A 22628-nucleotide genomic window follows, 5' to 3' on the forward strand; every position below is an offset into this window, starting at 1 on the left:
TGTCCTTCTCCTCTCGTCAGGCGCGGCCGTGAGACGCGCGGGATCGGCGGGCCACCGCGTCGAGCGCCACCGCGAGCAGCAGCACCGCCCCGGTGACCATGTAGCGGTAGGAGGAGTCGAGGTTCAGCAGGGTGAGCCCGCTGGAGATCGACTGGATGACGACGATGCCGAACAGCGCGGCGAACGCGCTGCCCCGCCCGCCGAACAGGCTGGTACCGCCGATCACCACGGCGGCGATCGCGTTGAGGTTGACGTCACCGCCGCCGCTGCTCTGGTTCGACGCGGCGAGACGAGCCGCGGCCAGGACGCCGCCGATCGCGGCGAGCGTCGTGCACAGCACGAACGCCGAGGTGTAGACGGCCTTGACGTTGATGCCCGCCCGGCGGGCCGCCTCGACGTTGCCGCCCACCGCGTAGATCGACTTGCCGTACTTCGTGCGCGTCAGCACGTAGTGCGTCACCAGGACCAGGGCGAGGAACAGCACGAACATCCAGCCGACGCCGCGGGTGCGGCCCAGGTACCAGACGGCCACGCCGGCCCCGGCGAGCAGCACGACGCTGCGCAGCAGCAGGCCCTGGATCGACGCCGCGGCGAGCCCGGCCCGGCGGCGCTCGCGCGCCCGCAGGTAGCCGCTGGCGAACAGCCCGGCCGCCGCGACCACGATCAGCGTGTACGACAGCCACTGCGGCACGAAGTCGAGCTGGGCGAAGGCGACCAGTCCGGAGTCGAACGGCAGGTTGATCGAGCCCGCGGCGCCGAGCACCCACAGCTGGATGCCGAGGAAGCCGAGCAGGCCGGCGAGCGTGATGACGAAGCTGGGCACGCCGAGCCGGTTGAACACCTGTGCGTACAGCCAGCCGACCGCCCCGGAGATCACCACCGCGGCCGGCACGGCCAGCCATGGCGACCACCCGTGGCCGACGAACAGGATCGCGGTGACCGCCGCGGCCATCCCGCTGAGCGAGCCGATCGACAGGTCGATCTGCCCGACGAGCAGCATGAACCCGACGCCCAGCGCGATGACGCCGACCGGCACGCACTCCAGCGTGAGGTTGACCAGGTTGGTGCTGGACAGGAAGACCGGGTTGAGGATCTGCATCACCGTCCAGATCACCACCAGGCCGACGACGACCGGCAGCACGCCGAGGTCGCCACCGCGGAACCGGCTCGTCAGCGCGCGCAGCCCGCCGCCGTACTCCTCCACGGTCGTCTCGCCCCGCGTCGGCGCGGGCGCCGTGCCGAGGTCACTCATCGTCGGCCTCCTTCACCGCTTCGGTGGCGCGGCGCCCACGCCGGGCGCGCCGGGTCACGGCGTTGTCGGTGGCGCCCGTGATCGCCGTGACGATCTCCTCGGAGGTGGTCTCCAGCGCGTCGAAGACGCCGTTGTTGCGGCCCAGGCGCAGCACGGCCACCTTGTCGGCGACCGCGAGCACGTCGGCCATGTTGTGGCTGATCATGATCACTCCGTGGCCGCGCTCGCGCAGCCGGTCGATCAGGTTGAGCACCTCGGCGGTCTGCGCGACGCCCAGCGCGGCGGTCGGCTCGTCGAGGATGACGATCTTCGGATCGCCGAGCAGGGAACGGGCGATCGCGACGGTCTGCCGCTGGCCGCCCGACAGCGCGGCGACCGGGAAGCGCACCGTCGGGATCTTCGCCGAGAGCTGGTCGAGCAGCTCGCGGGAGCGCACCTCCATCGCCACGTCGTTGAGCCGCAGCGCCCGCAGCTCGCGGCCGAGGAACAGGTTCTCGATCACGTTGAGGTTCTCGCAGAGCGCGAGGTCCTGGAACACGGTGGCGATCCCGAGCGACTGGGCCGCGGCCGGACTCGGGATCGTCACCGCGCGGTCCTCGAAGGTGATGGTGCCCGCGTCCGGCGCGTGGACGCCCGACAGCACCTTCACCAGGGTGGACTTCCCGGCGCCGTTGTCACCGACGACGGCGACGACCTCGCCGGCCGCCACGTCGAGGTCGACGTCGGTGAGCGCGGCGACGGCGCCGAAGGTCTTGGTGATACCTCGCAGGGACAGCAGCGTGCCCGCGTCGGAGGGCGATGTGGACATGACGTTTCCTACTGGACTCCTACTCGTCCCGCCTACTTGATGCCGAGCTTGGCGCAGGCCGCCGCGTACGTCTGGGTGCAGACGGCGGAGGGCTTGAGCGCGCCGCCCGGCCCGAGCAGGACCTTGGCGATGTTGTCCTGGGTGACCACGGTCGGCGTGAACAGCTGCGACGGCGTGTTGAACAGGGTGGTCTGCGCCGCGGGCGGCTTGCCCTGGACGAACTGGTACGTCACGGTGGCGGCGGCCTCAGCGACGATCTTGATCGGCTTGGAGATCGTGTTGTACTGGTCGCCGGCGATGATCCGCTGTGCCGCGGCGAGCTCGGCGTCGTTCCCGGTCACCGGCGGCACGTCCGCGCCCGCGGCCTTGAAGGCGGCGATCGCGCCGCCGCCGGTGCCGTCGTTGGCCGCGACCACGCCGGCGATCTGGCCGCCGAACTTGCTGATCTGGCCGCTCACCCAGTCCTGCGCCTTGGCGGGGTCCCAGTTCGGCGTGTCGTACTCGGCGAGCAGCTTGATCCCGCTGGTGTCGACGGCGCTGTGGATGCCCTTCTTGATCAGCCCGGCGGCGGCGTCGGTCGGCGAGCCGTTGACCTCCAGGATCCCGCCCTTGGCCTTCTTCTCCTTGAGATGGTCGACCAGCGACTGGGCGATCAGCGCGCCGATCTTCTGGTTGTCGAAGGAGACGTAGTAGTCGGCCTTGGTCGCGGGGATCGGCCGGTCGTAGGCGATGACCTTGACGCCCTGGGACTGCGCGTTCCGCACGATCGTGGCGGCCGCCGCCGAGTCGACCGGGTCGATGACGATGGCCTTGACCCCCTGGGCCAGCACGGAGTTGGCCTGCTGCTGCTGCTTCGCGGCGTCGGCGCCGGCGTTCTGGTACAGCACGGTGCAGCCGGGGCACAGCTGCTTCATCTTGGCCTTGAACAGCGGCGCGTCGTACAGCTCGTAGCGGGTCGACGCGATGTCCGGCATCAAGAACGCGATCTTCGCGTCCTTGCCACCACCACCGGACCCGCCGGATCCGTTCGACGAGCAGGCCGCCGCCGCGGTGAGCGCGAGCAGGGCGGCCGCGGCCGCGGCGGCCGTTCTGGGCAGGAGCTTCTTCACGTTCTCCTCCGGCGAAGGGGGACGAGGAGGCACGGCGGCCATCGGGTCACCGCCTGGTTGACGTGATGAACACAACACCTCTGGTGCGAAGAATGTCAAGATTCTCGGCGTACTTAACATCGATTACTGTTAACAGCTGTTAAGAAGTACGAGGTCCGGGTCGCCGCGGCAGGTCGCCAGCACGCCGTATCCCCCCTGTGACGGCGAAGCGGGGTGTATGTTACTTTCCACGCCAACATCACACTGCGGCGTACACGGGGGGAAGGAGCCCAGGTGACAGAGGACGCGACGGCACCCGCCGTCAGCGACGGCGCGGCCTCGCGTGAACGCCGCGAGAAGATCCGCCAGCGCGTGGCGGACGAGGGGTTCGTGCAGATCAAGGCGCTCGCCGAGGCGTACGACGTCAGCGTGATGACCATCCACCGCGACCTCGACGTGCTGCAGAGCAAGGGCTGGTTGCGCAAGATCCGCGGCGGCGCCACCGCGCAGCCGTCGGCCATGTACCACGGCGACGTACGGCACCGGCTCCAGGCGATGGCCGAGGCCAAGCGGCAACTCGCCGACGCGGCGGCCGGACTGGTCTCCCCCGGCGACTCGATCATGATCGACGAGAGCACCACCGGGCTGTCCGTCGCCGAGCTCCTGCCCTCGCGCGGCCCGCTCACCGTGATCACGAACTTCCTGGCCGCGGTCAACCTGCTGGCCGGCAAGCCCGACATCGACCTGATCGCGCTCGGCGGCGCGTACTACCCGGCGTACGACGCCTTCCTCGGGCTGCGCACCTGCGACGCCATCCGGTCCCTCCACGCGGACGTGCTGTTCATGTCCACGACCGCGATCACCAACGGCCACTGCTACCACCAGTCGCAGGAGACCGTCGCCGTCAAGCTCGCGCTGATGGACTCGGCCGACCGGCGGGTACTGCTGGTGGACCACAGCAAGTTCGCCAAGAACGGCCTGCACCAGCTCGCGCCGCTGACCGCCTTCGACCTGGTCATCGTCGACTCCGGCACGCCGGAGGAAGAGCTCGCGGCGCTGCGCACGCGCGGCGTCCCGCTCCACGTCGCCGGCTCGGACGCGCCGCTGCCATGACGTCCGGCCGCTCCCCGCGCCACCGGGCTCCCGGCGGCTTCGACACGAGTGTCGCCAACATCGCGCGCATGAACGACTACTTCCTCGGCGGCAAGGACAACTTCGCCGCCGACCGGGACGCCGCCGACCGGCTCCTCGCCATCGCTCCGGAGATCAAGAGCATGGTCGTGGAGAATCGGCGGTTCCTCGGCCGCGCCATACGGCATCTCCGCGAGCGCGGCATCCGGCAGTTCATCGACGTCAGCGCCGGGTTGCCGACGCGGAACAACACCCACGAGGTCGCCCGGTCCCACGGCCCCGGCAGCGTGACGGTCTACGTCGACAGCGATCCCGTCGTCCTGTCCCACGCCCGCGCCATCCTGGTCGACAGCGCGTCGAGTTCGGTGGTCGAGGGCGACATCCTGCGTCCACGGGAGATGGTCGAACGCTGCCGGGACGACGGGCTGATCGACTTCGGCCGGCCGGTCGCGGTCGTCATCCTCGGCGCGCTGCAGTTCATCCCGCACTCGGACGAGCCGTTCAAGAGCGTCGCCCTCCTGCGCGACCTGCTGCCGGGCGGCAGCCACCTCGTCCTGTCCCACGCCGTGTTCGACAACCGCCCCGACGCCGTCACCCCGGTCGAGGACGTCTACCGGGCCCTGTTGGACCGGCCCGGCGCCAACGCCGCCCGTACGCTCGACGAGGTGCGTCCCTTCTTCGACGGCCTGGAACTCGCCGAGCCGGGCCTGGTGCCGCTCCGCGACTGGCGTCCCGACGGACCGGTGGACACCGCGCCGCCGAAGGGCATCTGGATGGCCGGCGGCGTCGGCCGCAAGCCGTAGGGCCCGTCTCAAAAACCCCGCCGCGCTCCGGAGGCGGCGCTCACCGCCGTTCGGCGGTCAGCAGGATGAACAGGGCGGTCGGGAAGCCCTCGTGCCACCACGGGTCGGCGCGCACCTGCTCCTCGTCCGGGCGGGGCTCGCGGATGTCGGTGATGACGAACCCGGCGTCGCGCAACGTCGCGGAGTAGTACTCCAGCGGCCGCAGCCATGACGTGATGACCGAGGGCGACTCCAGCCCGTCCACCACGAAGTGCTGGTCGATGCCACGCGCGGCGAAGTACCGCGACGCCGGCACGCTGTCGGCGGCGCCGCGCTCGGAGGCCTCGTTGTAGAAGCACGGGTGCAGCGTGAGGACGACCAGCCGCCCGCCGCTCCGCAGCACCCGACCGAACTCACCGATCGCGCCCGACGGGTCGGGCAGGTGGCTGAACAGGTGGTTGCAGACCACCAGGTCAAGGGTGCCGTCGCGGAGGGGCAGGGCGTCGACGCTCGCGGACGCGTACGCGCCGCCGAGCCCGGCCGCCGCCTCCACCAGCCCCCGGCAGACGTCCATCCCGGCGACGTGCGCGCCGAGTCCCGCGAGCCGGCGGGTGAGATACCCCTCGCCGCACCCGGCGTCGAGGACCCGCAGCCCGGCGCACTCCCCGACCGCGCCGAGCAGGGCGTCGTCGGTGAGCTCCGTCCGGTAGCGGTCCCGCCCCTCCCGGATGATCTTCACCCAGTACGCGGCGTTGGCCTCCCACCGTTCACGCGTCAGCTCCGTACCCGCGTCCACCCGATCGCCTTCCCCTCTGCCTCGGCCCGTGTCCCGCCGAGATCAGGAAAGTCGTCAACCGGCGGCCTGTCCAGGGGAGTACTTCGCCGAACCGGCTTCGCACCCGGCCACACCGTGCACCGACGGCACGTGGAGACGGACTCACACCGCGGCATGGAGCAGGTCCTCCACGGCGCGCGCCGCCTCGGTCACGAGGGGGGCGAGGGCACGGCCGGCCTCGACGGTCGGCATCCGGCTCGAAGGGATGACGGCGGCGATGGCGGCGACCGGGGCTCCGGTCAGGTCGCGCATCGCGGCGCCCACCGCGCAGATGCCGCTCTCGCCTTCCTCAACGTTGAGCGCGTAGCCGGTACGCCGGATCTCGGCCAGCTCTGCCAGCAGGTCCTCCCAGTCCGCGACCGAGGAAGACGTGCGCGCGGGCAGGTCGTGACCGGCGTAACGGCGACTCAGATCGGCGGGTGGCATCGCCGCCAGGAGCGACTTGCCGCCCGCCGTGCAGTTGGCCGGCAACACCACACCTGTACGGCTGCCGACACGGACCGCGCGCGGGCTCTCCACGCAGTCGATGAACCGGACGTCGCGGCCCTCCAGCGTGCTGAGGCTGATCGTCTCCTGGGTGCGTTCGCGCAGGTCCTCCAGGACGGGGCGGGCGACACGGCGGATGTCGATACCGCCGATGGCGGCGGCACCGATCTCGGTCAGCGCCGGCCCGGGACGGTAGACGCCGTTCGGCTTGTCCTGGACCACGAACCCGTGCCGAAGCAGCGCGGCGAGCAGCCGGTGCGCGGTCGAGCGTGCGGTGCCCAGGGTCTCGGCCGCCTCGGCGACGCGAATCACCTTCCGCTCCCCCACCAGTTGCAGCAGCCGGAGTGCGTTGTCCACCGAAGAATTCGACATAGCGGAACTATATAGAGAACTATTCCCATAGGAAGAACGATTTCGTAGTGTCCCGGACATGCCGAACAGAACCGATCTCCCGGTGGTCGTCATCGGAGCGGGCCCGGTCGGGATGACCGCCGCCGCCTCACTTGTACGGCAGGACGTGCCCGTGGTCGTCGTCGAGACCGCCCCGCGGCCGAGCCCGGACTGGCGCGCCTCCACCTTCCACGCGGCGACGCTCGAGCTGCTGGAGGAGATCGACATCACCGGGCGGATGCACGACGAGGGCCTGGTGGTGCCCAGGTACCAGTTCCGTGACCGCGCCGAGGGTCTCGTCGCCGAGTTCGACCTCGGGCTCCTCGCCGACGAGACCCGCTATCCGTACCGGCTCCAGCTCAACCAGCAGCACCTCGTGCGCTTCCTGTACGAGCGGCTGCACCGGGAGCCGGACGCCGACCTGCTGTTCGGGTCGCGGTTCATCGGCGCGGAGCAGGACGGCGACGCCGTGACCGTGACCATCGAGACCCCGCAAGGGCCGCGGACACTGCGCGCCGCCTACCTCATCGGTGCCGATGGCCCGCGCAGCACGGTCCGGCGGTCCCTGGCCATCCCGTTCGAGGGCCACACCTACACCGAGCGCTTCCTGATCGTCAGCACCCCGGTGGACATGCGCGAACAGCTCCCCGGCATCGCTGAGGTCAACTACATCGCCGACCCGGACGAGTGGCTGTTCATCCTGCGCACCCCGGAGTCGTGGCGGGTGTTGTGGCCGGTGCCGGCGCGGGTGCCGGCCGAGGAGGCGACCCGGCCGGACGTGATGCAGGCGCGCCTGCGGGGCGTCGCGCCACGCCCGGAGGGCTACCCGATCGTCGACCACCAGATCTACAGCGTGCACCAGCGGGTCGCGAGCGTCTTCCGGCGCGGTCGCGCCTTCCTCATCGGCGATGCGGCGCATATCAACAGCCCGATGGGAGGTGTGGGGCTCAACAGCGGCATCCACGACGCCATGGACCTGACGCGCCGGATGGTACGGGTCCGCCGGGGCGAGGCGGGCGAGGAGGAGTTCGACGCCTTCGCCGAGTGTCGCCGCCGCATCGCGCTGGAGTACGTGCAGGCCGACACCGAGCGCAACACGCAGCGCATGCGCGAGCGCGACGAGACGCTCCGCCGCCGCAACCAGGCCGAACTGCGCGCCATCGCCGCCGATCCCGGCCGCGCCCGTGTATGGCTGCGGCGCGTCTCGCTGCTGGAGAGCGTGCGCAGGTTCGGCATCGGCGTACCCGCCGCCGAACTCCGTGACCGACTGGCCGAACCTTCCCTGTCCTGACCCTCACCCCTCGGCCCAGGAGGCTCCCATGGCCGCCATCGAGTCCGGCCCGCCGCTGGACGCCCGCGAAGAACTCCGGTCCGCGTCACTGACGCCGTTCCACTGGACGCTCATCGCCTCGATCATCGCAGCGACCGTCTTCGACGGTTACGACACGCTCAACCCGTCGTACGTCATCCACTACGTGGTCAAGCCGTGGGGCCTGAGTCACAGCGAGGCCGGGTTCCTCGTCTCCTCCGGACTGATCGGCTTCGCGGTCGGCGCCCTCGCCCACGGGCCGGTCGCCGACCGGTACGGCCGGCGGCCGGTGCTGCTGTCCGCACTGCTGTTCGCAGGGGTGTTCAGCGTGCTGACCGCCGCACTGGCCGGCTCGTTCACGACGTTCGTGGCGCTCCGCGGCGTCACCGGGCTGAGCCTCGGCGTGATCATGCCGCTGGGCACCGCCTACATCAACGAGTTCACCCCGGCCGCCAGCGGCAACCGGATGGGCACGCTCGGCATCTCCGGATACGCCTTCGGCGGCGTGCTCGCCTCGGCTGCCGGGATCTGGCTCACCCCCGGCCACGGCTGGCAGATCCTCTACTGGCTCGGCGGCCTGTCCGTACCGATCGCGATTGTCCTGTGGTTCACCCTGCCGGAGTCGGTGCAGTTCCTGGTGATGCGCGGCCGGCACGAGGACGCCGCCGAGGTCCTCGGCCGCGTACGCCCCGACCGGGCCGGAGCGTACGCCGGAGCCGTGTTCGGGCGGCCTCGCGACCGTGCCCGTACCGTGGAGATCGTCGCGATCCTGCTGTCGGACCGGTACCGGCGGACGACCATCGCGCTGTGGGCCTGCGCCTTCCTCGTGCTGTTCGACATCTACGGGCTGTCCGGCTGGATGCCGACGCTCATGGAGGCGCGCGGCAACGGTTTCGGCACCTCGTTCTCCTTCGGCGCGCTGCTGCAGATCGGTGGCGTCGTCGGCGGCCTGTTCGTCGCGCTGCTGGACGACCGCGGGTGGACCAGCATGCGACGCGGGCTCGTCTACCTGCTCGCGGTGAGCACCGTCGCGGTCGCGCTGATCGCGGCCGTCGACGGCACGGTGGTGGACGTCGTGCTCGTGGCGGTCGCCGGGTTCGGCATCGTCGGCGGCCAGTTCGTGCTGAACGGCTTGGCGGCCCAGTCGTACCCGACGCATGTGCGCGGCACCGGGACCGGCGCGATGTTCGGCGTCGGACGGGTCGGGGCGATCCTCGGCCCGTACGCCGGCGGGTGGCTGCTCGGCTGGTTCCACGACGACAACACGGTGCTGTTCGTCGCCGTCGCCGTGGCCGCCGCGCTCGGCGCGCTGGTCGCGCTCGGCCTGGGCCGCCGCCCGGGAATGGTGGCCGCGCCGGTGGCCGCCGACTCGCTCACCTGAGAGGGAGGTAAATCCTCGTGACCGTGAACATCGACCAGGCGCTGGAGGCGTTCTACCGGGACGTCGACGCGGTCGGTCTCGCCCCCCTGTGGACCGTGACCGGCGAGTTGCTCACGCCGACGCCACGGCCGAAGGCCGTGCCGTGGCTGTGGTCGGCGCGCACCTACCGGCCACTGGCCGAACGTGCCATCGGCCTCATCCCGGTCGAGCGCGGCGGCGAACGCCGGGTGCTCAGCCTGCGCAACCCCGGGCTGGGCGGACGCCCGTACGCCGCGGGCACGCTGTGGGGAGCGGTGCAGTGCCTCGGTGGACGCGAGACCGCACCGGCGCACCGGCACACCCCTGGGGCGATCCGGTTCGTGCTCGAAGGCGAGGGCGTGTTCACCACGGTCAACGGCGACGCCTGCGACATGCGGCCCGGCGACCTCGTGCTCACCCCGGCCTGGGCCTGGCACGACCACTCCAGCACCACTGACGGTTCGATGCTGTGGTTCGACGGGCTCGACCTGCCGATGATCGAAGCGCTGGACGGCATCTTCTTCGAGCCGCACCCGGCCACCAGCCAGCCGGTCGACGGGGAGCGCAACCGGTCTGTCGCGGCCTACGGCGCCTCGTCCGGGCGGTTCGCCGACGAACAGGTCACCGGCGCGCTCGATCCGAAGCCCTCGCCGCTGCTCATCTACCGCTGGAACGACACTGCCGCCGAACTGGACCGGCGTGCGGCCGAACGCCCCGACGCCCCCACGGTCGCGGTGGAGTTCGCCAACCCGCGGTCGGGCGCGAGCGTGCTGCCCACGCTCGCCTGCGGCGTGCGTCGGTTGATCGCCGGCCGTTCGACGACGCCGTGCCGGCGGTCCGGCAACCAGATCTTCGTGGTGCACCGCGGCGTCGGGCACAGCGTGATCGACGAACAACGGTTCGACTGGGAACCGGGCGACATGTTCGTCGTGCCGTCGTGGTCGGCCGTGGAGCACCACGCCGCCGAGAACGCCGACCTCTTCGGTATCAGTGACGCCCCGGTCCTGCGCGCGCTCGGCATCTACCGCGAGGAGACGCTCGCCGCGGCGCAGGCCGTCACGTCCACCTTCGTCCCCCAGCAAGGAGTCCTGTGAAGCTCGCCCTGTTCGACGACCACCGGCTCGGCGTCGTCACCGGTGAGACGGTCACCGACGTGACCGGCGCCCTGCCGTGGCCGCACGAAACCGACCCGCTGACGGCCGGGTGGTGGCGCCGGCTGTGCCGGGACTTCCCCGCCGTACGACCGGCGCTGGAGGAGGCCGCCGCGGCGGGATCGGCCGTGCCCGTGGCGGAGGTACGGCTGCTGGCGCCCGCGCTCAACCCGTCGAAGATCGTGGCGTGCGCGAGCAATTACGCGGCGCACGTGGAGGAGATGCACGGGGTCCAGGAGCGGACGCTCGGCAAGGTCGAGTCGTGGATGATGAACTTCGACGTCTTCCTGAAGGCGCCGTCGTCGATCAGCGGGCCTCGCGACGCCATCGTCCTGCCCGCCGCGGAGGTCGCCGCCGGTCACGAGATCCACCACGAGTCCGAGCTGGTCATCGTCGTCGCCCGCGGCGGCAAGGACATTCCGGAGGAGGACGCCCTCGCCCACGTGTTCGGCTACACGCTCGGGCTCGACATGACCGTCCGCAGCACGGGCGACCGCTCGCGTCGCAAGAGCTATGACACCTTCAGCCCGGTCGGCCCGTGGATCACCACCGCTGACGAGGCCACCGACCCGACCGCCTTCCAGATCGACCTCGTCGTGAACGGCGACGACCACCGCCAGCACGTGACGACGAAGGAGTTGCTGACCCCGGTACCGGCGATCGTGTCCTACGCCTCCCGGGTCATGACGCTGGTGCCCGGCGACCTCATCTTCACCGGGGCGCCTCCTGGCGTCGGCCCGATCCGGCCGGGCGACCTCATCGACACATCGATCAGTGGCATCGGCGCGATGCGGTTGACGGTGCGGTCGTGACTCCGGCGCGTGGCCCCGGCCCGGATCGGGGCCACGCGCCACGAGGCGGCCGAGGGCCTGCCGGCCACGGAGGTCCGCCAGGACAGCGGTGACCTCCGCCCGCCGAAGGACACGGCCGCAGACGCACGGCGCCCGTGAGGTCCTTCGGTGGCGCCGATGAGCCGTGTGGCGCATACGGGGCGGTCCGTTGTCGCTCGGCAATTACGGCCGGTATCGTGGCACACCACCATCGAAGCGGGCTTCCCGCTCAAGAAGCGGGAGTGTGCGAGTGACCATGGTTCGTGGGGCGGACGGACCCTCGGGCGCGGCCCCGCACACGTCTCGTGAAAGGCCGGGAGCCCGGTGAGGACCGTTGGTGCGTCGTCGGCGGCGGACGTTCCGGTGGTGGGGCGTGACGCGCTGCGGATCCTGCTGATCGAGGACGACCTGGGCGACGCGGTGCTGGTCCAGGAGTTCCTCGACGAGACGGACCTGGACGCGGGCCTGTCCGTGGCCCGCAGCCTCGCCGAGGCCCGCGAGATGCTGGCCGGCGCGCCGAACTTCCACTGCGTGCTGCTGGACCTGTCGCTGCCGGACGCCGACGGCCTGGACCTGCTGCGGGAGGTCCTCTCCCTGGCCCCGCGTGCCGCCGTGCTCGTGCTGACCGGGTTGAACGACGCGCAGGTCGGGGTGGCGGCGGTCGCCGCCGGCGCCGAGGACTACCTGGTCAAGCAGGAGGTCGAGCCCGCGCTGCTGGCGCGGGCGCTGCGCTACGCGCTCGAGCGGAAACGCGCCGAGGCGTCCGAGCGCGAACTCGTCGAGGCGCGTCTGCTCGGCCGGGAGAACACCCGCCTGGCCCAGGGCCTGCTCCCGGTCCCGCGGCTCCGGGACGGCGGGCTGCGCCACCACACCCGCTACCGTCCCGGCCGCCGCCGCGCCCTGCTCGGCGGCGACTTCTACGACACCATCCAGACCCCCGACGGCGCCGTCCACCTCATGATCGGCGACGTCAGCGGCCACGGCCCCGATGAGGCCTCGCTCGGCGTACGGCTCCGCATGGCCTGGCGCACGCTCGTCCTGACCGGTCTCACGGGCGGTCACCTGCTCACCACTCTCGACGAGGTCCTGACCCTGGAGCGGTGGACCGAAGAGATCTTCACCACCCTCTGCATGATCACCATCGCGCCCGACCAGACCCACGCCACCGTCTACCGTGCCGGGCACCCCCGGCCCCTGCTGTTCGGCGGCGCCACCGTCGAGGCGCTCCCGGAGGACGACTGCGGCCCCGCGCTCGGCCTGTTCCCCGACGCCGAGTGGCCCGCGGCCACCGTCGCGCTGCCCGGCGACTGGGCCCTGATGCTCTACACCGACGGGCTCATCGAAGGACGCGTCGGCGACGGTCCCCAGCGGCTCGACACCGAAGGCCTGCTCGGCCTCACCCGTGACGCGCTGGACGACGGCCTGACCGGGCAGGACCTCCTCGACGCCCTCGTCGCCGAGGCCGAGAACCTCAACGGCGGCGGGCTCACCGACGACCTCGCCATCCTCCTGCTCAGCGGAGAACGCCCGTGACCGCGGACGGCGACGCCGCCCCCGAGACCACCGACGACGCGTCTCCCCGGCCCGACGCGGGCGACTCCGCGCCCGCCGATCCGCCGGTCATCGCTCCGTTCGTGCCCACGGTGCCGAAGAGCCGGCTCGGCCGCGTACGGATCGGTCAGTGGTTCGGGCTCGGCGGGCTGATCCTCGGGATCCTCCTCATCGCCTCCCTCGCCCAGTCGGGCGCGGCGATCTACCGCCAGTCGCACACTCGCGAGCTCATCACCGGTCACATCGTCCCGGCGGCGCTGCTGCAGTCGCAGCTGAGCGGCGCCATCGGCCAGCAGGACACGGCGATCCGCCAGTACGCGGCCTCCGGCGACCGCGCCGCGCTCGCGACGTACCGGCAGAAGATCGCCGAACAGGCCCGTGCGTCCGCCACCATGCGGCGCCTGCTGAGCGAGGTCGGCGGCTCCGGCCGTTCCGTCGCCGACATCGCCGCCCTCGACCGGGCCGCCGCGGACTGGCGCGCCGGGTACGCCGAGCCCCTCGCCGCCCGGCGCGGCTCCGCGCCGGACACCGGAGAGGCGCCCTTCTCGCGGATCCGCGCCGCCAACGCGTCGCTCCAGAAGGACCAGACCGCCCTGTACCAGAGGTTCGCCCGCCGGCTGGACGATCGGGTCGAGGAGGTCTACTGGTCCCTGGCCTTGGCCGTACTGATCACCGTGCTGTCGGCGGCCGGTCTCACGTGGCTGATCCGGCGGGGCGTGCTCCGCCCGCTGTCGTCACTGGCCACCAACGTACGGGCGGTGGCGCAGGGCGACCTCACCCACTCGCTCGAACTCCGCGGCTCGGCGGAGTTCGTCGAGCTGGCCGCCATCGTCGACGGCATGCGGCAGCGCCTCATCGACGAGTGGCGCTTCACCTCCGAGGCCCGGCGCCGGCTGGACGAACAGGCCACCGAGCTGCGCCGGTCCAACGCCGAGCTGGAGCAGTTCGCGTACGTCGCCAGCCACGACCTGCAGGAGCCGCTGCGGAAGGTCGCCAGCTTCTGCCGGATGCTGGAGCGGAAGTACGGCGACAAGCTGGACGACCGCGGCAAGCAGTACGTTGACTTCGCGGTCGACGGCGCCAAGCGCATGCAGGTGCTCATCAACGACCTGCTGAGCTTCTCCCGCGTCGGACGGATCGAGCGCCGCGAGGCAACGATCGACCTGCGGGTGTGCCTGGAGCGGGCGCTGTTCAGCCTCGCCCAGCTGCGCGAGGAGACCGAGGCCGAGGTGACCGCCGACGAGCTGCCGCGGCTGCCGGGCGACCAGACGCAGTACACCCAGTTGCTGCAGAACCTCATCGGCAACGCGATCAAGTTTCACGGCGACGAGCCGCCACGCGTGCACATCGGCGCCCGCCGGGACGGCGCGTTCTGGGAGTTCTCCTGCTCCGACAACGGCATCGGGATCGACGCCAAGTACGGTGAACGCATCTTTCTCATCTTCCAGCGCCTCCATCCCCAGGACGTCTACACGGGGACGGGCATCGGCCTGGCGATGTGCAAGAAGATCGTCGAGCATCACGGCGGCCGGATCTGGCTCGACACCTCCGCGTCCGCCTCCGATGACCCGAACGACTCCGATGACCCGAACGACTCCGGTACCACCGCCGGCGGTGGTACCGGCACGACCATCCGCTGGACCCTTCCCGCTGGAGAGAACGATGGCTGACGGCGCACGCTCGATCGAGGTCCTCCTCGTGGAGGACGACCCCGGTGACGTGCTCCTGACCAAGGAGGCGTTCGACGACAACAAGGTCAGCAACAACCTCCACGTCGTCAGCGACGGCGAGGAGGCGACGGCCTACCTGCGGCGGCAGGGTCCGCACGCCGGCGCGCCCCGGCCCGACCTGATCCTGCTCGACCTCAACCTGCCGCGTAAGGACGGCCGGGAGGTCCTGCGCGACATCAAGGCCGACCCGGACCTGCGCTCCATCCCCGTCGTCGTGCTGACGACGTCGGAGGCGGACGAGGACATCCTGAACAGCTACGACCTGCACGCGAACGCGTACGTCACCAAGCCGGTGGACTTCGACGACTTCATCCGCATCGTCCGCCAGATCGACGACTTCTTCGTGTCGGTCGTCAAACTGCCCCACTGAGCGACCCGCTACGGACGCCGCCGGCGCCGTGACCGACGCCGCGGCCAGGGCGGGCTTTCCGGCGTGCGTCCACTTTCCGCCGATCTGTCGATCATCGGCGCGCCCGGGTGGAATCATGTCCGCGGATGGACGTGCTCCAGAGGAGGCGGCAGTGAGTCAACCCCCCGGCGAGTCCCCGGCCGACGAGTCTCCGTCGGGCGGATCCGCGGAGAGCGAGCCCACGTCCGGCCGTCCGGACGGCCCCGGCGACGGCCCGGCCGACGCGACCCGGACCGACCGCCCGCACGAGGCCGCCTCCAGCGGAGCCGGGCAACCCTCGCAACCCGCCTCCAGCACCACCGGACAACCCGCGTCCGGCGGGGCTGGGCAACCCACGTCCGGCGGGGCTGGGCAACCCACGTCCGGCGGGACCGGACAACCCGTCTCCGGCGGGACCGGGCAACCCTCGCAACCCGCCTCCGGCACCACCGGACAACCTGGGTTCGGTGGGGGCGGGCAGCCCGCGCCGCAGGCACCTGCGGGGGTGCCGGGTGCGCCCCCAGGGCAGGGTGCGGCGCCGTGGTGGGCGCAGGGACAGGCGGCGCCTCCGCCGCCCGGGATGCCGCAGCAACCGCCCCCGCCGCCGTACCAGCCTCCGCAGCCGGCCTGGGCCTACGGGCATCAGGCGCCGGGCGGTCCGCCGCCGCGGCCGTCCACCGCACCGGTCGCACCGGACGCGTCCGCCGGCCGTGACCGGCTGCTCCCCCACCTGATCTGGGAGGGCGTGCTCCTGGTCATCGCCGTCCTCCTGATGATCGGGGTGGCCGCCGGAAGTTCCCCGCACGGCGTCACCTCGGCCCTGGGCCAGGCCGGATATCTCGGCCTGCTGGCCGCCGGGCTGGCGTTCTCCTTTCGCACCGGCTCGCCGAACCTCGCGGCCGGGACCATCACCGGCTTCACCGGCACGCTGGCCGCCTACCTCGCCACCGCGCACGGCTGGGGCACCTTTCCCGCCGTGCTCGTGGCGATCGTCCTCGCCACGCTCATCGGGTTCGTGCTCGGCGTCCTGGTCGCCGTGCTGTCGGTGCCGTCCTGGGCGCTGACGCTCGGAGCCGCCGCCGTCATCCAGGCGATCGTGCTCAAGCTGACCCATGGCGTGCTGATCCCGATGCCGTTCCACAGCTCGTACTCGACCGCCATGTGGTACGGGATCTTCCTCGTGGTCTCGGTGGGCGGCGGTGCGCTGTGGCTCGTCCCCGGGGTCCGCACCGCGCTGGGCACCGCCCGCAGGACCGGCGACCCCGCGCGGTGGACCGACCCGCGCGGCAGTCTCGGCGTCGTCGCCGGGCTCACCGGATCCAGCCTCCTCGCCGGGCTGGCCGCCGTTCCGATGCTCATCCGTCTTCAGGCGGCCGATTCGCAGGGCGCGAGCCTGACCACGCTCGCCCTCGCCGCCGTGCTGCTGGGCGGGGTCAGCGTCTTCGGACGCCGGGCCGGGGTGTTCGGCACCCTGTTCGCGGTCACGATCATCGCGCTGCTCCAGTGGATCATCGCCTACAACGGCGCCACCTCCTGGGTCGGAACGCTCGTCGTGGGCCTCGCCGCGCTGGTCGGTCTCGGCGTCAGCCGGGGAATCGAGGGCATCACCGACGTACTGAACCGGCCCCGCCCCGCGACCGCCACTCCCCCGCCGCCGGTCCCGCCGTACGGCACGCCGCCACCGCCGCCGCCCGCCCGCTGATCGACCGTCGTACGGGCTCCCGTCAGCGGCGCAGGACGCGGCGGAGACGCCGGCGCCACACCGTGGAACGGCTCCGGGTGCGGCGGCTCTCGGCCAGTTCCGCGAAGAGCCGTTCGTACCGCCCGACGATGGGTCCGGGGTCGAAGCGCCGGGCCGAGACCAGCGCGGCCTGCCCCATGTGGCGGCGGACCGTCTCGTCGGAGACGAGTTCGAGGAGCGCGCCGGCCAGGGCCTGACCGTCGTCGACCGGGACGAGCAGGCCGTCGACACCCGGCGTGATGATCTCCGCGGGACCCAGCGGGCAGTCCGTGCTCACCACCGGCACCCCGCAGCGCATGGCCTCGGCCAGCGTCATCCCGAAGGACTCCGCGGTGGAGGCGGACGCGACGATGGCGGCCTGGGCGAACTCGGCCTCGATCGGCGAGCGCGCCCCCATCAACCTCGCCTGCCCGTCGAGGCCGCGCTCCCCGATCAGCTCGGTCAGGCGTTCCCGCTCCGGCCCGGCGCCGTAGATCCGCAGGGTCCACTCGGGGTACTTGGCGGCGACCTGCCCGTACGCGTCGATCAGCAGGTCGAAGCGTTTTCCGCGGACGAGCCGCCCGGCGGCCGCGATCACGGGCGCGGCGCCGTCCGACGGCGGGACCGGCGGTTCCGGTACGACGTTGGGCACGGCCACCACGCGGACGCCGGGCAACGGCATCCGCGCCCGGTAGACGGCGGCGTCCGCCTCGGTCGTGGTGACCACCGCGTCCAGGTCGGCGTAGTGACGGGCCAGTTCGGCGCGCAGCCTCTTGCTGTGAGCGTCGTGGGTGAGGTGCTCCTGCGCGATGCGCAGCGCACCGCGCGGGCCGAACCGGGCGAGGTAGACGTTGACGCCGGGCCGGGTGCCGATGATCACGTCGGCCGTGCAGCGGCGCAGGTACTCCTCGGCTCGCAGGTCGGTGAGCCGGCTGTACTGCCGGTACCGCTTCTCGGCGGCCGGGAAGGCGACGGCCGGCTCATGCAGCCGCGGGTCCGCCGCGTCGGGCGAGCCCTCGCGCAGGTCCACCAGCGGAACCAGCCGTACGCGCGGATCGACCGCGAACCGGGGGCGCGCACGGTGGCGGAGCATGGAGACGATCTCCACGTCGTGGCGGTCGGCGAGCGCGGCGGCCAGGTTCAACGTCGTACGGATCGTCCCGCCGATGCCGTAGGCGTTGTGGATCAAAAAAGTGATCTGCACTTCCCGTCCTCCCCCGCCCGCGCCGCGCTCCCGGGCCCGTGGCACACTCGGACTTCCGTCTTCTACAATGCAATAGAATTTCTACAGCACTGTAGAAGGTACTCCCAGGGGAGCACAAACCATGACCTATCCCCCCGATCAGGGCCGACGACGCGCCAAGGGACAGCTCGAAGCCGAGATCCTCACCGTGCTGCACCAGGCCGACGGGCCGATGACCACCGGGCAGGTCATCGAACGCCTCGGCAGCGGCCTCGCCTACAGCACCGTGGTGACGATCCTCACGCGCCTGCACGCCAAGCGTCAGCTCACCCGCACGCAGCACGGCCGCGCCTACGCGTACGCACCCGTCGCCGACGAGGCGGGACTCGCCGCCCGGCGCATGCGCGGGTATCTGGACGAGCGACCGGACCGCGCGGCCGTCCTCAGCCGTTTCGTCGGCGACCTGACGCCCGACGACGAGGACCTGATCCGGCAACTTCTCGACCCCGGCCGCTAGCGGTGTCCCATCCGCCGCCTCGCCGCGCCACCGCCGGTCGTCGGGCGAACCAGGCCGGCCCCCTCCGCCATGAGCCACACCGCCCCACCACCCCGCACCGCCCCCTGACCCACCCCCAAGACCCGTCGCACCGCCCCGCCGATCGCCGGGCGAACCAAGCCGACTCCCGCGACCATGAGCCACGCCACCCCACCACCCCGCACCGCCCCCTGACCCACCCCCAAGACCTGTCCCACCGCCCCGCCGTCCTGCGACACGGCGTCCGGGTGACGTCTCGCCGCGGCGGTCGCGTCCCTGCCCTCGGACGGAACCTTTAGGACCCGCGATGCGCGTCGCCGTCTACCTGCCGCTGCTGCTCACGCTGCTCGCCGCGCCCGGCGCCCGGCTGCTGGCCGCGCGCTGCGAACCTCGCCTGGCCACCTGGCTGCTCACCCTCTCCGCGCTCGTGCTGGCCGCCGCCGGCACCTTCTCTCTGGGGCTGCTCGCCCTCACCGGCCTGCTGCGCGTCCCACCGCTGGCCGCCCTCGGGCAGTGGTCGCTCCGCCTAGCCGCGCGCCGGGATCCGGTCGAGCTGTCCGTCGCGGTCGCCGCGGGCCTGCTGCTCGCCCTGGCCACCGTCGCCGCCGTGCGCCTGTTCACCCTCCGCTGCCGGACCCTGGCGCGCGCCGCCATGGACGCCGCATGCCTGGCCGCCACGGACGACCTGGTGATCGTCGAGGACCCGGTGCCGGACGCGTACGCGCTCCCGGGGCTGCCCGGCCGCGTCGTCGTCTCCACCGGCATGCTCGACACCCTCGACCCGGGCGAACGCGCCATCCTGCTCGCGCACGAGCGCACGCACCTCGCCGGCCACCACTATGCCTTCGTCGCCCTCGCCCAGCTCGGCGCCGCCGCCAATCCCCTGCTGCGCCCGCTCGCCACGGCCGTCGCCTACACCGTCGAACGCTGGGCCGACGAGCGCGCCGCGGCGGTCACCGGCGACCGCCGACGCGTCGCACACGCGGTCGGCAAGGCCGCGCTGGCCGCCGGCCGGGGCCGGGGCCGCCCAGAGAACGCCGCGCTCGGCATCCGCGGCGCCGGCCCGGTCCCCCGCCGCGTCGCCGCCCTGCTGGGACCGCCGGCGGCGATGCGCGCCATCCCGGCCCTGGCGACCGCGGCCGTGCTGGGCACCGCGATCTGGTCCCTGTCCGACGCCGTACACGACCTGCACGTGCTGCTGCGATTCGTCGGCGTCTGAGAACCGTCCGTGCCGGCCGACAACGATGAGCACGCCGACGCAAGCAGTCCACGGGTCTCGGGACCGATCAACGAAATGGCGAGCGGACCGTCGACGCCGATGCGGTTCAGCGAGCGCGGACGGAGATCGGGGGTCGCGTCGTAGGATCAGCCATGACCAGCAGGAGGGTAGCCACCTGGGGAACATTTGACGGCCCGTTACACCCTGGACATTTACACTTTCTCGAGCGATGCAACGACTACGGCAGACTGACCGTATTCCTGGTGCACGACATTACCGTAAAAAGACTCAAGCTACGCGATCCGATCATGCCGCATCAGATGCGCAAGGCCAATATTCTGCGTACCGACCTCGTCCACGATGTGGTCGTCGGCGCTCCCGATCCCGACGTCGACATGCGGAGCACGTTGCGATTCAGGCCAGATGTGTACTGCTTCGGGGAAGATCAACTCGACGCATGGAGCGTGACAATGCGCCATGAGTTGAACAGGAGCGGCACGCACCTTGTGCAGATCGATCGATATCGGCCAGACCTTTACTCGACCAGTGCGCTCTACTTCAGGTGACACCGAGGCGGCACACGACATTTCGGTCAAGCCATCGCCGCTGCCGATGGTCCGATAGACGGCAAGCTGTTACGATAGCAACCCGCTAACGGATTAAAAAGGCATCCTCTTCTGCTTGCACGAGGGAGCGAGATGCATATTTGAACCGGCGTTCGATGGGGAGCCTGCGTGAAAGCAGTGGTATTCGACTGGGACGGCACGTTGGTGGACTCGCAATGTGCTTACCTCGACTCCTGGCGCGTCGCGCTGGCCGCCGCAGGGCGTAAAATAACAGGCCGTGAACTGCAATACGCCGTGGGCCGCGCGTTCCCCGATGTGCTTCACCACTTCTCGCAGCGGCTTTCGGTCGACCCCAAAAAGGTCGAGCGCGAATTCCGCAAGGACTTCCCCGTCAGAGTCCAAGCGGAGATCGTTCGCTTTCCCGACGCCGTGACCTGCGCACAGGAGTTGCAGAAGAACGGGATCGATCTGGCGATCGCCACCCAGACCCCACGCCCGGAGTTCAATCGCGCTCTGGCCGTCACCGGTTTAGACGGGCTCATCACAACGACGGTCTGCCGCACCGAAGTGGCGCGGCCGAAACCCGCCCCGGACTTGTACCTGGAAGTGTGCAGGCAGCTGCGACGAGAGCCAACCGACTGCCTCGCCATCGAAGATAGCCGGGTCGGCGCCGCATCGGCCCGCGACGCCGGGCTCTTCGTGGTCGGCATCGCAAGGTCGGCGCAGGCCAAACAAGGCTTGAATGAAGCCGCTGACATCGTCGTCGAAACGTTGGACTCAGACATGATACTCGGTTTCTGTGAGACCTAGATGGTCAGCCACCACGCTTTCATCAGCTATAACTCGCAGGACGGCGAGATCGTTCACGAAATAGCCAGGCGGCTTGTCCAGGACAAGGGAATCTTCTGCTGGCTCGACGTCTGGTCCCTGATTCCGGGGCGAGCGTGGCAAAACGAAATAGAGGCCGCCATATCGAACTGCGATGTGATGCTGGTGGCCCTGGGCAAGCATGGCGTCGGCGCGTGGCACCACGAGGAATTTCGAACCGCGATCGACCTGTTCGCGGAGAAACCCGATGAACGACGCGTGATCCCGTTGTTACTGCCGGGAGCAGGACCAGATGCGAACAACCTCATCCCGCAGTTCTTACGCCGTTTCACCTATATCGACCTCCGGTCCGGAATCACCCCCCATCAGCTTGATCGTCTCGCCGCCGGCATACGAGGCGAACCGCCTGGGCCGCCGGGCGGGCTTCGTACGAGCCGACCGTTCACCACCACATCTTCCGCACCACGTGAGATCAGCCCATGGGAACGGCGAACTCTGTCGCGGATAGATTCGATTCTCCGGGTCACCGAGCGTTGGGTCTCTTCCATACAGAACCGGGACGGCGGTCTTCCATCCGACGCCGACGGCACGTCGAGCTGCACGTGGACGAGCGCGGGAATGGTGTATGCCATCAATCGCCGGCAGCGCACGCCCGCCAGCGCTCACTGGCTCAGGCGAACACTCACCTGGGTGCTGGACAATCGCAACCGGGACGGCGGCGTTCCTCTTGTCATCCCGGGTGACCCGTCGATCACGGACGCGACGGCTCAGGCGTTACTCGCATGCGCGGAGATGCAGCGGGTCATTCCCGGCTGGGAGCCGGAGACGACCAGTGACGATCTGATCGACTGGTTACTGAACCGGCAACAGCCTTCAGGCGGATGGGCCTGGCGGACCAGCGACGAAGACGCTTGGACCGCCTCCACGGCGTATGCGCTGCACGCACTGAGTGTCGCGAACGATGTTCTCGGCGAGCGCCCCGGACTCAGGGACGCGATCACTTCGGGCCTGTCGTGGCTGCGTGACACGCGCAACGATGACTGCGGTTGGGGCTCCCAGGCCGGACGAGCCTCTCAACCGGCGGTCTCTGGACTGGCGATGTTCTGCCTCACCGAGATCGGCCTACGCGAATTCGCCGCGGAATCCGGTGATTTCTTACGCCAGAAGCAAAATGACGAAGGCGGCTGGCAATCGACGATTGATCGGCCCACCGGGCACTCCATCATCCGATTCGGCGATGCACACGCGCTGGCCGGCATGGCATCCGCCGCATATTTTGATCACGAAGATGTGGTGCGACGGGGTTTCGATGCCCTAATAAAGTCGTTCAAGGGAAGCTACTTCCAGTATGGCGACACGGCAATGAAGACCTGGCCGACAAGGGATGGCTTACTGGCCATCTCAGCGGTCGCCTCCAGCATCCGCGCACCCGGTCCCGAGTACTGAC

At 70.7% G+C, this 22628-nt stretch carries 21 protein-coding genes; 15 read left to right on the forward strand and 6 right to left on the reverse strand.

Translation table 11 applies throughout. From position 1 onward, the window contains the following. Positions 1-16 precede the first annotated feature (16 nt). The 3 genes from ACQEV1_RS33375 to ACQEV1_RS33385 are packed head-to-tail and all read right to left on the reverse strand — an operon-like array spanning position 17 to position 3169. A complete protein-coding gene (locus ACQEV1_RS33375) occupies positions 17-1252 on the reverse strand; it encodes a sugar ABC transporter permease (protein WP_285630221.1) in 1236 nt (411 codons plus the stop codon). After that, positions 1245-2060 (reverse strand): ATP-binding cassette domain-containing protein, encoded by an 816-nt coding sequence (locus ACQEV1_RS33380; RefSeq protein WP_433398982.1) that lies wholly within the window; start codon positions 2058-2060, stop codon positions 1245-1247. Before ACQEV1_RS33380 ends, ACQEV1_RS33375 begins: the two co-directional genes overlap by 8 nt. A 32-nt stretch (positions 2061-2092) precedes the next feature. Then, positions 2093-3169 (reverse strand): substrate-binding domain-containing protein, encoded by a 1077-nt coding sequence (locus tag ACQEV1_RS33385; RefSeq protein WP_285572688.1) that lies wholly within the window; start codon positions 3167-3169, stop codon positions 2093-2095. Positions 3170-3442: 273 nt separating this feature from the next. On the opposite strand from ACQEV1_RS33385, the gene ACQEV1_RS33390 reads away from it, so the two are divergent. Together ACQEV1_RS33390 and ACQEV1_RS33395 are read left to right on the forward strand one after the other, a co-directional pair. Beyond that, on the forward strand, positions 3443-4261 hold the full coding sequence (locus ACQEV1_RS33390; RefSeq protein WP_285630217.1) for a DeoR/GlpR family DNA-binding transcription regulator: 819 nt from the start codon (positions 3443-3445) through the stop codon (positions 4259-4261). After that, the gene (locus tag ACQEV1_RS33395; protein WP_285630215.1) at positions 4258-5082 is read left to right on the forward strand and encodes an SAM-dependent methyltransferase; all 825 of its coding nucleotides are present in this window, start codon (positions 4258-4260) and stop codon (positions 5080-5082) included. Before ACQEV1_RS33390 ends, ACQEV1_RS33395 begins: the two co-directional genes overlap by 4 nt. 40 nt (positions 5083-5122) lie before the next feature. Here the strand turns inward: ACQEV1_RS33395 and ACQEV1_RS33400 are convergent, their stop codons facing one another. Together ACQEV1_RS33400 and ACQEV1_RS33405 are read right to left on the reverse strand one after the other, a co-directional pair. After that, on the reverse strand, positions 5123-5857 hold the full coding sequence (locus tag ACQEV1_RS33400) for a class I SAM-dependent methyltransferase (RefSeq protein WP_433398987.1): 735 nt from the start codon (positions 5855-5857) through the stop codon (positions 5123-5125). A gap of 141 nt (positions 5858-5998) precedes the next feature. Continuing rightward, the gene (locus ACQEV1_RS33405; RefSeq protein ID WP_433398990.1) at positions 5999-6754 is read right to left on the reverse strand and encodes an IclR family transcriptional regulator; all 756 of its coding nucleotides are present in this window, start codon (positions 6752-6754) and stop codon (positions 5999-6001) included. 58 nt (positions 6755-6812) lie between these two features. Between ACQEV1_RS33405 and ACQEV1_RS33410 the strand changes: the two genes are divergently transcribed. The 8 genes from ACQEV1_RS33410 to ACQEV1_RS33445 all read left to right on the forward strand — a co-directional run bounded on the left by ACQEV1_RS33410 (position 6813) and on the right by ACQEV1_RS33445 (position 16832). Beyond that, complete coding sequence (locus ACQEV1_RS33410; RefSeq protein WP_285630206.1) at positions 6813-8063, forward strand: FAD-dependent oxidoreductase; 1251 nt, start codon at positions 6813-6815, stop codon at positions 8061-8063. 28 nt (positions 8064-8091) lie between these two features. Continuing rightward, the gene (locus ACQEV1_RS33415; RefSeq protein WP_433398994.1) at positions 8092-9462 is read left to right on the forward strand and encodes an MFS transporter; all 1371 of its coding nucleotides are present in this window, start codon (positions 8092-8094) and stop codon (positions 9460-9462) included. Positions 9463-9479: 17 nt separating this feature from the next. Next, on the forward strand, positions 9480-10574 hold the full coding sequence (locus ACQEV1_RS33420; RefSeq protein ID WP_433398996.1) for a cupin domain-containing protein: 1095 nt from the start codon (positions 9480-9482) through the stop codon (positions 10572-10574). Beyond that, positions 10571-11443: a fumarylacetoacetate hydrolase family protein gene (locus tag ACQEV1_RS33425; RefSeq protein WP_433398999.1), complete on the forward strand. Its 873-nt coding sequence runs from the start codon at positions 10571-10573 to the stop codon at positions 11441-11443. The genes ACQEV1_RS33420 and ACQEV1_RS33425 overlap by 4 nt, the downstream gene beginning before the upstream one ends. Positions 11444-11785: 342 nt before the next feature. Further along, complete coding sequence (locus tag ACQEV1_RS33430; RefSeq protein ID WP_285630197.1) at positions 11786-12994, forward strand: PP2C family protein-serine/threonine phosphatase; 1209 nt, start codon at positions 11786-11788, stop codon at positions 12992-12994. Continuing rightward, positions 12991-14682 (forward strand): sensor histidine kinase, encoded by a 1692-nt coding sequence (locus ACQEV1_RS33435; RefSeq protein WP_433399002.1) that lies wholly within the window; start codon positions 12991-12993, stop codon positions 14680-14682. Before ACQEV1_RS33430 ends, ACQEV1_RS33435 begins: the two co-directional genes overlap by 4 nt. Beyond that, on the forward strand, positions 14675-15112 hold the full coding sequence (locus tag ACQEV1_RS33440; protein WP_433399005.1) for a response regulator: 438 nt from the start codon (positions 14675-14677) through the stop codon (positions 15110-15112). The genes ACQEV1_RS33435 and ACQEV1_RS33440 overlap by 8 nt, the downstream gene beginning before the upstream one ends. Positions 15113-15710: 598 nt before the next feature. After that, positions 15711-16832: an ABC transporter permease gene (locus tag ACQEV1_RS33445; protein WP_433399008.1), complete on the forward strand. Its 1122-nt coding sequence runs from the start codon at positions 15711-15713 to the stop codon at positions 16830-16832. 22 nt (positions 16833-16854) lie between these two features. Here the strand turns inward: ACQEV1_RS33445 and ACQEV1_RS33450 are convergent, their stop codons facing one another. Then, positions 16855-18054, reverse strand: a complete 1200-nt coding sequence (locus ACQEV1_RS33450; protein ID WP_433399011.1) for a glycosyltransferase family 4 protein — start codon at positions 18052-18054, stop codon at positions 16855-16857. Positions 18055-18175: 121 nt separating this feature from the next. Between ACQEV1_RS33450 and ACQEV1_RS33455 the strand changes: the two genes are divergently transcribed. From ACQEV1_RS33455 to ACQEV1_RS33475, 5 genes are all read left to right on the forward strand, one after another. After that, a complete protein-coding gene (locus ACQEV1_RS33455) occupies positions 18176-18550 on the forward strand; it encodes a BlaI/MecI/CopY family transcriptional regulator (RefSeq protein ID WP_433399014.1) in 375 nt (124 codons plus the stop codon). A 325-nt stretch (positions 18551-18875) separates the two neighbouring features. Then, on the forward strand, positions 18876-19787 hold the full coding sequence (locus ACQEV1_RS33460) for a M56 family metallopeptidase (protein ID WP_433399017.1): 912 nt from the start codon (positions 18876-18878) through the stop codon (positions 19785-19787). Positions 19788-19939: 152 nt separating this feature from the next. Next, positions 19940-20353: a hypothetical protein gene (locus ACQEV1_RS33465; protein ID WP_285630182.1), complete on the forward strand. Its 414-nt coding sequence runs from the start codon at positions 19940-19942 to the stop codon at positions 20351-20353. A gap of 168 nt (positions 20354-20521) precedes the next feature. Then, complete coding sequence (locus ACQEV1_RS33470) at positions 20522-21163, forward strand: HAD family hydrolase (RefSeq protein ID WP_285630180.1); 642 nt, start codon at positions 20522-20524, stop codon at positions 21161-21163. Next, positions 21164-22627, forward strand: coding sequence for a TIR domain-containing protein (locus ACQEV1_RS33475; RefSeq protein WP_433399022.1), 1464 nt, complete (start codon positions 21164-21166; stop codon positions 22625-22627). The last annotated feature ends 1 nt before the right edge of the window (position 22628 follow it).

This window comes from Actinoallomurus sp. CA-142502, from assembly GCF_050936355.1.
GTDB classification, from domain to species: Bacteria; Actinomycetota; Actinomycetes; order Streptosporangiales; family Streptosporangiaceae; genus Actinoallomurus; species Actinoallomurus iriomotensis.

What these genes read in the sequence shown, in the direction of transcription:
- ACQEV1_RS33445 (WP_433399008.1), top strand. Translation starts at nt 15,711, where the DNA reads ATGCCGCAGCAACCGCCCCCGCCGCCGTACCAGCCTCCGCAGCCGGCC.
- ACQEV1_RS33405 (WP_433398990.1), bottom strand. Translation starts at nt 6,754, where the DNA reads ATGTCGAATTCTTCGGTGGACAACGCACTCCGGCTGCTGCAACTGGTG.
- ACQEV1_RS33475 (WP_433399022.1), top strand. Translation starts at nt 21,164, where the DNA reads ATGGTCAGCCACCACGCTTTCATCAGCTATAACTCGCAGGACGGCGAG.
- ACQEV1_RS33465 (WP_285630182.1), top strand. Translation starts at nt 19,940, where the DNA reads ATGACCAGCAGGAGGGTAGCCACCTGGGGAACATTTGACGGCCCGTTA.
- ACQEV1_RS33440 (WP_433399005.1), top strand. Translation starts at nt 14,675, where the DNA reads ATGGCTGACGGCGCACGCTCGATCGAGGTCCTCCTCGTGGAGGACGAC.
- ACQEV1_RS33380 (WP_433398982.1), bottom strand. Translation starts at nt 2,060, where the DNA reads ATGTCCACATCGCCCTCCGACGCGGGCACGCTGCTGTCCCTGCGAGGT.
- ACQEV1_RS33455 (WP_433399014.1), top strand. Translation starts at nt 18,176, where the DNA reads ATGACCTATCCCCCCGATCAGGGCCGACGACGCGCCAAGGGACAGCTC.
- ACQEV1_RS33460 (WP_433399017.1), top strand. Translation starts at nt 18,876, where the DNA reads ATGCGCGTCGCCGTCTACCTGCCGCTGCTGCTCACGCTGCTCGCCGCG.
- ACQEV1_RS33410 (WP_285630206.1), top strand. Translation starts at nt 6,813, where the DNA reads ATGCCGAACAGAACCGATCTCCCGGTGGTCGTCATCGGAGCGGGCCCG.
- ACQEV1_RS33375 (WP_285630221.1), bottom strand. Translation starts at nt 1,252, where the DNA reads ATGAGTGACCTCGGCACGGCGCCCGCGCCGACGCGGGGCGAGACGACC.
- ACQEV1_RS33415 (WP_433398994.1), top strand. Translation starts at nt 8,092, where the DNA reads ATGGCCGCCATCGAGTCCGGCCCGCCGCTGGACGCCCGCGAAGAACTC.
- ACQEV1_RS33395 (WP_285630215.1), top strand. Translation starts at nt 4,258, where the DNA reads ATGACGTCCGGCCGCTCCCCGCGCCACCGGGCTCCCGGCGGCTTCGAC.